Consider the following 11,094-nt stretch of genomic DNA (forward strand, 5'->3'; position numbering starts at 1 on the left):
CCCGCCGATCAGTTCCTTCCAGGTCGGCCCGCTGACGATCCACTTCTACGCCCTGTGCATCCTCGCGGGCATCGTCGTCGCGGCTTTCATGACCAACCACCGTCTCACCAAGCGTGGCGCGGAATCGTGGGTCGTCATCGACATCTGCCTGCTCGCCGTGCCCCTGGCGATCATCGGCGCACGCGCCTTCCACGTCGTGACCCACTGGGGGTTCTACTTCGAGCAGGGACGCGAGTGGTGGAACCCGTTCGTGCGCGATGCGATCTGGAACGTGTGGGACGGCGGCATCGCGATCTTCGGCGCGCTCATCGGCGGCGCGATCGGCGCGTGGCTCGGCTGCAAGTGGACCGGCATCCGGTTCTGGACCTTCGCCGATGCGCTCGCTCCGGGCCTGCTGCTCGCGCAGGCGCTGGGCCGCTTCGGAAACTGGTTCAACCAGGAGCTGTACGGGCTTCCCACCGATCTGCCCTGGGGCCTGCAGATCGACTACCCGAACCCGGCCTGGCCGGTCGGCCTGCCTGCCGGAACGCTCTTCCACCCCACTTTCCTTTACGAGGTGATCTGGAACACGATGGGCGTGATCGTGCTGCTGTGGGCCGGTCACCGCTTCCGCCTGCAGTGGGGTCGCCTGTTCGCGTTCTACCTCGTCTGGTACAGCGCCGGTCGCATCGTGTGGGAGAGCATCCGCATCGACCCGAGCGAAGTGTTCTTCGGTCTGCGCACCAACGTCTGGGCGGCGATCTTCGGCGTGCTGGTGGGAATCGTCATCTTCGCCGTGCAGACCCGCCGCCACCCGGGCTTCGAGCCGTCGCCGTACATGCGCGGTCGTGAGCGGGGCGGGGCTGTACAATCGCAGAACACCGATGAATTCGTGGACGTCAGCGCACCCCCGACAGCCGAATCCATCGCGGACGCAGCCACAAGCACTGTCACGTCGAAGTAGCACCGCGCCGATGCGCACGATGCTTCGACTTCTCCTCCGCTGAATACACCTCCGCTGAATGCCCAGGGCCGACGTCGTCCCCGATCAGTTTGACCATGAGGACGGTTGCCATGGCCTCGAGCCCCCGTCGTGAAGAGACCCACGAACAGCCCCGGATGCGCCCCGCATCGGGATTTCCCGCCAAGCAGGGTATGTACAACCCGGCCTTCGAGAAGGACGCCTGTGGTCTGGCGATGGTGGCCACGCTCCGTGGCGAGCCGGGCCACGACATCGTCGAGCTCGCGCTGACGGCGCTGCGCAACCTCGAGCACCGCGGGGCCATCGGCTCCGACGCCGGTACCGGTGATGGCGCCGGCATCCTGACGCAGATGCCCGACGCGTTCCTGCGCGCCGTGGTGGACTTCGAGCTGCCCCCGGTCGGGCAGTACGCCGCCGGCATGGCGTTCCTTCCGCTCGACGAGGCCACACGCGCCGAGACGAAGGCGGGTGTGGAGGCCGTCGCCGCCGCGGAAGGTCTCACGGTTCTCGGCTGGCGCGAGGTGCCGACCGAGCAGGAGCACCTCGGCAAGCTCGCCTTCGAGGCGCGACCCCACTTCGAGCAGCTGTTCGTGTCACGCCCCGCCGTCGGCGACGCTCCCGCCCTGAGCGGGATCGACCTCGACCGCCGCGTCTATCGGCTGCGCAAGCGCGCCCGCCGCGAGCACGACGCCTACTTCGTGTCGCTGAGCTCCCGCACCCTCGGGTACAAGGGCATGGTCACGACGCTCCAGCTCGAGCCGTTCTATCCCGATCTGCAGGACGAGCGCTTCCAGAGCGAGCTCGCCGTCGTGCACTCCCGCTACTCGACCAACACGTTCCCGTCGTGGCCGCTCGCCCAGCCGCTGCGGATGCTCGCGCACAACGGCGAGATCAACACGGTCGGCGCCAACCGCAACTGGATGCGCGCCCGCCAGTCCCAGCTCGAGTCCGAGCTGATCGGCGACATCCGCCCGCTGCTGCCGATCTGCACGGAAGGCGCGAGCGACTCGGCATCCTTCGACGAGGTGCTCGAACTGCTCACCCTGACGGGTCGCAGCCTGCCGCACGCGGTGATGATGATGGTGCCGGAAGCCTACGAGAAGCAGGCCGACATCGCGCCGGACCTTCGCGCGTTCTACGAGTACCACTCGATGCAGATGGAGCCCTGGGACGGCCCCGCCGCCCTCATCTTCACCGACGGCACCCTCGTCGGCGCGACGCTGGACCGCAACGGTCTGCGCCCGGGTCGCTGGACGGAGACCACCGACGGACTCGTCGTCATCGGCAGCGAGACCGGTGTGCTGGACTTCGCACCGGAGCGCATCAAGCGCCGGGGGCGTCTGCGCCCCGGACGCATGTTCGTGGTCGACACCGCCCAGCGTCGCATCATCGAGGACGACGAGGTCAAGGCTGAACTGGCCGCACTGCAGCCGTGGCAGGAATGGCTGGATGCCGGTCGCGTGCGCCTGAAGGAGCTGCCCGAGCGCGAGCACATCGTGCACCCGATCGCCTCGATCACCCGCCGTCAGCGCACCTTCGGATACACCGAGGAGGAGGTGCGCATCCTTCTCACGCCCATGGGCCAGACCGGCGCCGAGCCGCTCGGCGCCATGGGATCGGACACGCCCATCGCGGTGCTCAGCGAGCGTCCGCGCCTGCTGTTCGACTACTTCGTGCAGCAGTTCGCGCAGGTGACCAACCCGCCGCTGGACTCGATCCGTGAAGAGGTCGTGACCTCGCTCGCCCTCGGGCTCGGCCCCGAGCGCAACCTCCTGGAGTGGGGCCCCGAGCACACGCGCACGATCACCCTCGACTTCCCGGTGATCGACAACGACGAGCTCGCCAAGCTGCAGAACATCGACAAGGCGCTGCCCGGGCGTCGCTCCGCGACCATCCGCGGCCTGTATCACTTGGAGCACGGCGAGGATGCCCTCGAGCGCCGCCTCGAGGAGATCTCCGCCGAGGTGGACGCCGCGATCGCCGACGGCGCCGAGTTCATCATCCTGAGCGACCGCGACTCCAACAAGGACCTGGTGCCGATTCCGTCGCTGCTCATGCTCTCGGCCGTTCACCACCACCTCATCCGCCAGGAGAACCGGATGAAGGTGGGCCTGGTGGTCGAGGCCGGTGATGTGCGCGAGGTGCACCACGTGGCCACGCTCATCGGCTACGGCGCTTCGGGCGTCAACCCGTACCTGGCGATGGAAACCGTCGAGTACCTCGTTCGGGCGGGGTTCATCACGGGGATCACCCCCGAGAGGGCCCGTCAGAAACTTCATCTACGCGCTCGGCAAGGGCGTGCTGAAGATCATGTCGAAGATGGGCATCTCCACGGTGTCGTCGTATGCCGGGTCGCAGGTCTTCGAGGCCGTGGGCCTGTCGGAGGAGTTCGTCCGCAAGTACTTCACGGGTACCGAGACGAAACTCGGCGGCGTCGGGGTGCGCGAGATCGCGGTCGAGAACCAGGCCCGCCACGACTACGCGTATCCCGAGGACGGCGCCGCACGCGCGCACGAGCGGCTGTGGACCGGCGGCGAGTACCAGTGGCGCCGCGACGGTGCACCGCACCTGTTCACGCCCGACACGGTCTTCCGCCTGCAGCACTCGACGCGCACGCGGCGCTACGACATCTTCCGGGAGTACACGAAGCTCGTCGACGACCAGGCGGCAGAGCTGAAGACGCTCCGCGGGATGTTCCGCCTGAAGACCGGCGTGCGTCCGCCCGTGCCGATCGACGAGGTGGAGCCCGTCTCCTCGATCGTCAAGCGTTTCTCCACGGGTGCGATGAGCTACGGCTCGATCTCGAAGGAAGCGCACGAGACCCTCGCCATCGCGATGAACTCGATCGGGGCGAAGTCGAACACGGGTGAGGGCGGCGAGGATGTCGAGCGCCTCCTCGACCCGCAGCGTCGCAGCGCCATCAAGCAGGTCGCCTCGGGGCGTTTCGGTGTCACGAGCATGTACCTCACGCACGCCGACGACATCCAGATCAAGCTCGCCCAGGGGGCGAAGCCGGGCGAAGGAGGCCAGCTGCCTCCCGGAAAGGTCTACCCGTGGATCGCGCGGACGCGCGGCGGCACCCCCGGCGTCGGCCTCATCTCGCCCCCGCCGCACCACGACATCTACTCAATCGAAGACCTCAAGCAGCTCATCTTCGACGTCAAGCGTGCGAACCCGAAGGCGCGCGTTCACGTCAAGCTCGTGAGCCAGTCGGGCATCGGGGCCGTCGCGGCGGGAACCGCGAAGGCTCTCGCCGACGTTATCCTCGTCTCGGGACACGACGGCGGCACGGGCGCAAGCCCGCTGAACTCGCTGAAGCACGCCGGCACGCCGTGGGAGCTGGGTCTGGCCGAGACGCAGCAGACGCTCATGCTCAACGACATGCGCGACCGTGTCGTCGTTCAGGCCGACGGTCAGCTCAAGACCGGCCGCGATGTCGTGATCGCCGCGCTGCTGGGCGCCGAGGAGTTCGGGTTCGCCACCACCGCGCTCGTGGTAGAGGGCTGCATCATGATGCGCGTCTGCCACCTCGACACCTGCCCGGTCGGTGTGGCGACGCAGAACCCGGTGCTGCGCAGCCGCTTCACCGGCAAGCCCGAGTTCGTCGTCAACTTCATGGAGTTCCTCGCCCAGGAAGTGCGCGAGTACCTCGCCGAGCTGGGCTTCCGCTCGATCGAAGAGGCGGTCGGCCACTCCGAGATGCTCGACATGAACGGCGCGATCGACCACTGGAAGGCCAGCGGACTCGATCTGACGCCGATCCTGGAGGGCCCGGCGTTCGCCCAGGACGTGCCGCGTCGCCACCTGCGCAACCAGGAGCACGAGCTGGATCACCACTTCGATGTACCGCTGATCGAGCGCGCTCAGGACGTCATCGCCCACGGCGGGCACTTCTCCATCGACCTGCCGATCCGCAACACCGAACGGGCCGTGGGCACGATGCTCGGCAACCGGGTCACCCTCGCTCACGGCGAGCACGGCCTGCCGGCGGGCACCATCGAGATCAATCTCACCGGCTCGGCCGGTCAGTCCTTCGGCGCTTTCCTGCCGTCGGGCATCACCCTGCGACTCGAGGGCGACTCGAACGACTACGTCGGCAAGGGACTGTCGGGAGGCGAGATCATCGTCCGCCCGCCCCGCGGCGCGACCTTCGATGCGGCGCAGAACGTCATCGCGGGCAACGTGATCGGCTACGGCGCCACGCAGGGCACGCTGTTCCTGCGCGGAGTGGTGGGGGAGCGCTTCCTCGTGCGCAACTCGGGGGCGACCGCCGTCGTCGAAGGTGTCGGCGACCACGCGCTCGAGTACATGACCGGCGGCCTGGCCGTCATCCTCGGACCGACCGGGCGCAACCTCGGAGCCGGCATGTCGGGCGGCACCGCGTACATCTACAAGCTCGACCGCGCTCTCGTGAACCGCGAGGCGCTCGCCAGCGGCGAACTCGAGCTGCTGGAGATGGGTTCGGGTGACGTCGAGATCCTGCGCGATCTCCTTCAACGGCACGTGACCGAGACCGACTCGGTGCTCGCAGCCGCTCTCTTGGACGATCTCGAGGCCGAGGCCGCGAACTTCGTCCGTGTCCTGCCGCGCGACTACGCCGCGGTACTGCAGACCCGCCAGAAGGCGGCCGCCGAGGGGCTCGACCCCGACAGCGACGTCGTCTGGACCCGCATCCTGGAGGTGACCGGTGGCTGACCCGAAGGGCTTCCTGAAGACCACCGAGCGCGAGCTCCCGGCGCGCCGGCCGGTTCCCGTGCGCATCATGGACTGGAAAGAGGTCTACGAGCCGGGCGACACCGCCGTCCTGCGTCGTCAGGCCGGCCGCTGCATGGACTGCGGCATCCCGTTCTGCCACAAGGGCTGCCCGCTGGGCAACCTGATCCCGGAGTGGAACGACCTCACCTGGCGCGGCGAAGGTCGCGCGGCGATCGAGCGCCTGCACGCCACGAACAACTTCCCGGAGTTCACGGGACGGCTCTGCCCCGCTCCGTGCGAGAGCTCGTGCGTGCTGGGCATCAACCAGCCGGCGGTGACGATCAAGCAGATCGAGGTCTCGACGATCGACGAGGCCTTCGCCAACGGCTGGGTAGAGCCCGAGCCGCCGGCGCGGCTGACCGGCAAGACCGTCGCGGTCGTCGGCTCCGGTCCGGCCGGACTCGCCGCAGCCCAGCAACTGACACGCGCGGGCCACACCGTCGCGGTGTACGAGCGCGACGACCGCATCGGAGGCCTGCTGCGCTACGGCATCCCTGACTTCAAGATGGAGAAGCGTCACCTCGAGTCGCGCCTGCGTCAGATGCAGGACGAGGGCACGCGGTTCCGCGCGGGCGTCGAGATCGGCAAGGACATCTCGTGGAGCGATCTGCGCGCCCGCTACGACGCGGTCGTCATCGCGACCGGCGCCACCCTGCCCCGAGAGCTCGCCATCCCCGGACGTGACCTCGCCGGTGTGCACTTCGCGATGGAGTACCTCATCGAGTCGAATAAGGCCGTCGCCGGCGACCAGGTGCCGCAGCAGATCCACGCCGAGGGCAAGCACGTCATCGTCATCGGCGGGGGTGACACCGGTGCGGACTGCATCGGGACCGCACACCGCCAGGGTGCGCTGAGCGTCACGAACCTCGCGATCGGCAAGCAGCCGCCGGCCAGCCGGCCCGATCACCAGCCGTGGCCGATGACACCGACCGTCTTCGAAGTCTCGTCGGCACACGAGGAGGGCGGGGAGCGCAGCTTCCTGGCCTCGACGGTGGAGTTCCTGGGCAACGAGGCGGGAGAGGTGCGCGCTCTCCGCGTTGCGGAGACGGAATACCTCCCCGACGGCCGCCGGGTTCCGCGCAGCGGCACCGAGCGCGAGATCCCCGCTGACCTCATCCTCATCGCGATGGGTTTTACCGGCCCCGAACGCACCGAACTCGAATCGCAGCTCGGTACCGTGTTCACGGGCCGCGGCAACGTCGAGCGCGGCGATGACTACCAGACGACCGCGCCCGGCGTGTTCGTCGCCGGAGACGCCGGGCGTGGCCAGTCCCTGATCGTCTGGGCGATCGCGGAGGGTCGCGCCGCGGCGGCGGCCGTCGACGAGTACCTCATGGGACGCACGAGCCTGCCGTCACCGGTGCGCCCGACCGACGTCGCGATCGGCCTTCAGCCCGCGTAGGCTGAAATCACCCCCGAACAACCCATAGAGACCGGAGAGTCTTCAGTGAGACGCGCGAAGATCGTCGCAACCCTGGGTCCGGCCACCGAATCGTATGAGATGATCCGCGCGATCATCGATGCGGGCGTGGACGTCACCCGAATGAACCTGAGCCACGGCTCCTACGCCGAGCACGAAGTCCGCTTCGCGAACGTGCGCAAGGCCGCTGACGACGCGGGCCGCGCCGTCGCCATCCTCGTCGACCTGCAGGGCCCAAAGATCCGCCTCGGCAAGTTCAGCGACGGACCCCACGACCTCGCTGTCGGCGACACGTTCCGCATCACCACCGAGGACGTCGTCGGCACGCGCGACCTCGTCGGCACCACCTTCAAGGGCCTCGCCGGCGACGTGAAGCCCGGTGACTTCCTCCTCATCGACGACGGCAAGGTGCGCGTCCAGGTGGAGAGCGTCGACGGCCCCGTCGTCACGACCAAGGTCATCGTGGCGGGCACCGTCTCCAACAACAAGGGCATCAACCTTCCGGGCGTCGCCGTCAGCGTCCCGGCTCTCTCCGAGAAGGACGAGTCGGACCTGCGCTGGGGTCTCCAGGCCGGCGCCGACCTCATCGCGCTGTCGTTCGTGCGCGACGCCGCCGACATCACCCGCGTGCACGAGATCATGGCGGAGGAGGGACGCAAAGTCCCCGTCATCGCCAAGATCGAGAAGCCGCAGGCCGTCGACAACCTCGAGGAGATCATCGATGCCTTCGACGGCATCATGGTCGCGCGCGGCGACCTCGCAGTCGAGCTGCCGTTGGAAGCCGTGCCGGTCGTCCAGAAGCGCGCCGTCGAGATGTGCCGCCGCATGGCCAAGCCCGTCATCGTCGCGACGCAGATGCTCGAGTCGATGACCCACGCTCCGGTGCCACGCGCGCCGAGGCCTCGGACGTCCCCACGCCGTCCTCGACGGCGCGGACGCCGTCATGCTATCCGGCGAGACGAGCGTCGGCGACTACCGGTCGTCACCGTGCAGACGATGGCCCGCATCGTCGAGTCGACCGAGGAGCACGGCCTGGAGCGGATCCGCCCCTTCAGCGCCAGCCGCGCACACAGGGCGGCATCCTGACCCTCGCCGCGAACGAGGTCGCCGAGTTCATCGAGGCGAAGTACATCGCCATCTTCACGGAGTCCGGGGACACCGCCCGTCGCATGTCGCGGCTGCGCCCCGGCATCCCGATGATGGCCTTCGCCGTCGACCCGGCCATCCGTCGCCGCATGGCGCTCACGTGGGGCGTGCAGTCGACCCTCGTGGAGCACGTTGCGCACACCGACATGATGTTCATGCAGGTCGATGAGTTCTTCCTCGGCCAGGGCCTCGCCCAGGAAGGGGACAAGGTCGTCGTGATCTCGGGTTCCCCTCCCGGAATCATCGGCTCGACCAACGACATCCGGGTGCACCGGATCGGCGACGCCGTTCACGGCAAGGCGCCGATCTACCAGTCGGAGAAGTAGGTCGCAAAGACGCCAGAGGGCGGATGCCGGGATCACCGGCATCCGCCCTCTGCGTATCGTGCCGGTGGTGGGAGTCGTCCCCACGGCCCCTCCACACGCCGCTGCGCGGCGAGCGGAGCCTCCGGCCGCGTGGGCCCACCCACACGCGCGCCCGCCCGCGACACCACCGCAACGCAAGATGCGGCGCCCACAGGCACCGCATCTTCCGTGCCGGTGGTGGGAGTCGAACCCACACGTCCGAAGACAACCGAGTTTGAGTCGGTCGCGTCTGCCATTCCGCCACACCGGCGCACGCGGACGTTCATCAGCGCACGTCCGGGATTGACCATACCGTAGGATTCAAAGGTGACTGAGCAGGAACCGAGCACGACTCCCACGGCATCCTCCCCGCGACGCGTCGTCGTCGCCGAGGACGAATCGCTGATCCGCCTCGACATCGTCGAGATTCTCCGCGACAACGGCTTCGACGTCGTGGGGGAGGCCGGTGACGGGGAGACCGCCGTGCAGCTGGCGACCGAGCTGCGCCCGGACCTCGTCATCATGGACGTGAAGATGCCCGTCCTCGACGGCATCAGCGCCGCCGAGAAGCTCAGCAAGAACCACATCGCCCCCGTCGTGCTGCTGACCGCGTTCAGCCAGAAGGAGCTCGTCGAGCGGGCCAGCGAGGCCGGCGCCCTGGCCTACGTGGTCAAGCCCTTCACCCCCAACGACCTGCTCCCGGCGATCGAGATCGCCCTCGCGCGGTACGAGCAGATCATCACCCTCGAGGCCGAGGTCGCCGACATGGTCGAGCGCTTCGAGACCCGTAAGCTCGTCGACCGCGCCAAGGGTCTGCTCAACGAGAAGATGGGCCTGAGCGAGCCCGAGGCGTTCCGCTGGATCCAGAAGGCATCGATGGACCGCCGCCTGACGATGCAGGACGTCGCCAAGGCGATCATCGAGCAGCTCTCGCCAAAGAAGGGCTGACCCTCGCCTCGAGGCGCGGACGCGCCGGCTCAGGACGGCGTGCGCTCCCTGATCATGTTCGTGATGCGGATCGTCGAGCAGCGCCGCCCCTGATCGTCGGTCACGACGATCTCGTGGACCGTGAGGCTGCGGCCGAGATGCACAGGGGTGCAGACCCCGGTGACGACGCCGCTCGTGGCCGATCGCGTGTGGGTCGCGTTGATGTCGACGCCGACGGCGAGTCGACCGGGGCCGGCGTGGAGATTGGCCGCCATGGAGCCGAGGGACTCCCCGAGAACGACGTACGCGCCGCCGTGCAGCAGTCCGACAGGTTGGGTGTTGCCCTCGACCGGCATCGTCGCGACGGAGCGCTGGATGCTGAACTCCGTGAACTCGATGCCCATCTTCTCGGCGAGGGCTCCCATTCCGCGCTGACGCGCCCAGTCCATGCCGTCGTCGACAGGGGAGTTCTCAGCGGTCATCGTCCACCTTCGGAAGTGATCGGGTCGGGAGTTCCAGTGTCCGTCCCCGCGTCTAGAGTTGCAGGGTGACGGACTCCGCAAAGCCTACTCTCCTCGTCGTAGACGGCCATTCGCTGGCGTACCGCGCCTTCTTCGCCCTTCCCGTGGACAACTTCACGACGCGCGACGGTCAGCACACGAACGGCATCTACGGCTTCCTGTCGATGTTCGTCAACCTCGTCAAAGCGGAGCAGCCGACGCATCTCGCCGTCGCCTTCGACACGTCCCGTCACTCCTTCCGCACCGAGGAGTACCCCGAGTACAAGGCGAACCGCTCCGAGTCGCCGGCGGAGTTCAAGGGCCAGATTCCTCTGCTGCAGGACTGCCTCGCCGCGATGAACGTGACGGTGCTCACCAAGGAGGGCATCGAGGCCGACGACATCCTCGCGACCCTCGCCACGCGCGGTGCGGCCGAGGGCTACGACGTCCTCGTCTGCTCCGGCGACCGTGACACCATCCAACTCGTCACCGACGATGTGACGCTGCTGTACCCGAGCGTGCAGGGCGTGTCGCAGCTCAAGCGCTACACGCCGGATGCCGTCGTCGAGAAGTACGGCCTGCCGCCGGCCAACTACCCCGACATCGCCGCGCTCGTGGGCGAGACCAGCGACAACCTGCCGGGGGTGCCGAAGGTGGGCGAGAAGACGGCCGTCAAGTGGCTCACGCAGTGGGGGAGCCTCGACGCTCTGCTCGAGAACGCCGACAAGATCACGGGTGTCGTGGGGGGCAACCTGCGCGACCACCTCGACGACGTGCGCCGCAACAGGAACCTGAACGCGCTGCTGCGCGATGTCGAGCTGGGCGTCGGACCGGCCGACCTTGCGGTGCAGCCGATCGACGCGCAGGCCGTTCGCGATATCTTTGCTCGACTGGAGTTCCGCACCCTTCTGCACTCCGACGCCGAAGCCGACCGCGACTCCGACACCGACCCCGGCCCCGGGCCTCGCCCCGGTCTCCGCCACCTGGATGCTGCAGAGCGCCTGGCAGGACTCTAGAGGATCCCCGGGACCGAGCTCGAAT

4 protein-coding genes, 1 tRNA gene and 3 pseudogenes are annotated in these 11,094 nt (G+C 68.2%); 6 read left to right on the plus strand and 2 right to left on the minus strand.

Annotation, left to right across the window (positions count from 1 at the left end; translation table 11 throughout):
* From lgt to pyk, 4 genes and pseudogenes are all read left to right on the plus strand, one after another.
* On the plus strand, positions 1–943 hold a 943-nt coding region (gene lgt, locus I5I_RS00990; RefSeq protein WP_036315314.1), incomplete at its 5' end, for a prolipoprotein diacylglyceryl transferase.
* A 110-nt stretch (positions 944–1,053) separates the two neighbouring features.
* Positions 1,054–5,656 (plus strand): annotated as a pseudogene (gltB, locus tag I5I_RS00995) (glutamate synthase large subunit).
* Positions 5,649–7,118: a glutamate synthase subunit beta gene (locus tag I5I_RS01000; protein ID WP_036315317.1), complete on the plus strand. Its 1,470-nt coding sequence runs from the start codon at positions 5,649–5,651 to the stop codon at positions 7,116–7,118. The pseudogene gltB and the gene I5I_RS01000 overlap by 8 nt, the downstream one beginning before the upstream one ends.
* Positions 7,119–7,163: 45 nt before the next feature.
* Positions 7,164–8,608 (plus strand): annotated as a pseudogene (pyk, locus tag I5I_RS01005) (pyruvate kinase).
* Between the two features lie 208 nt (positions 8,609–8,816).
* Here pyk and I5I_RS01010 read toward each other — a convergent pair.
* Positions 8,817–8,897, minus strand: a tRNA-Leu gene (locus I5I_RS01010).
* A gap of 56 nt (positions 8,898–8,953) precedes the next feature.
* Here I5I_RS01010 and I5I_RS01015 point away from each other — a divergent pair.
* Positions 8,954–9,574, plus strand: a complete 621-nt coding sequence (locus I5I_RS01015; RefSeq protein WP_036315320.1) for an ANTAR domain-containing response regulator — start codon at positions 8,954–8,956, stop codon at positions 9,572–9,574.
* 29 nt (positions 9,575–9,603) lie between these two features.
* Here I5I_RS01015 and I5I_RS01020 read toward each other — a convergent pair whose 3' ends face one another.
* Positions 9,604–10,035, minus strand: coding sequence for a hotdog fold thioesterase (locus I5I_RS01020; protein WP_036315323.1), 432 nt, complete (start codon positions 10,033–10,035; stop codon positions 9,604–9,606).
* Positions 10,036–10,100: 65 nt separating this feature from the next.
* Between I5I_RS01020 and I5I_RS01025 the strand changes: the two are divergent.
* Positions 10,101–10,982: pseudogene (locus tag I5I_RS01025) on the plus strand (5'-3' exonuclease); the annotation flags it as partial.
* Positions 10,983–11,094: the final 112 nt, after the last annotated feature.

Origin of the sequence: Microbacterium sp. B24, from assembly GCF_000333415.1 — a bacterium.
GTDB lineage: Bacteria > Actinomycetota > Actinomycetes > Actinomycetales > Microbacteriaceae > Microbacterium.

What these genes read in the sequence shown, in the direction of transcription:
- I5I_RS01020 (WP_036315323.1), bottom strand. Translation starts at nt 10,035, where the DNA reads ATGACCGCTGAGAACTCCCCTGTCGACGACGGCATGGACTGGGCGCGT.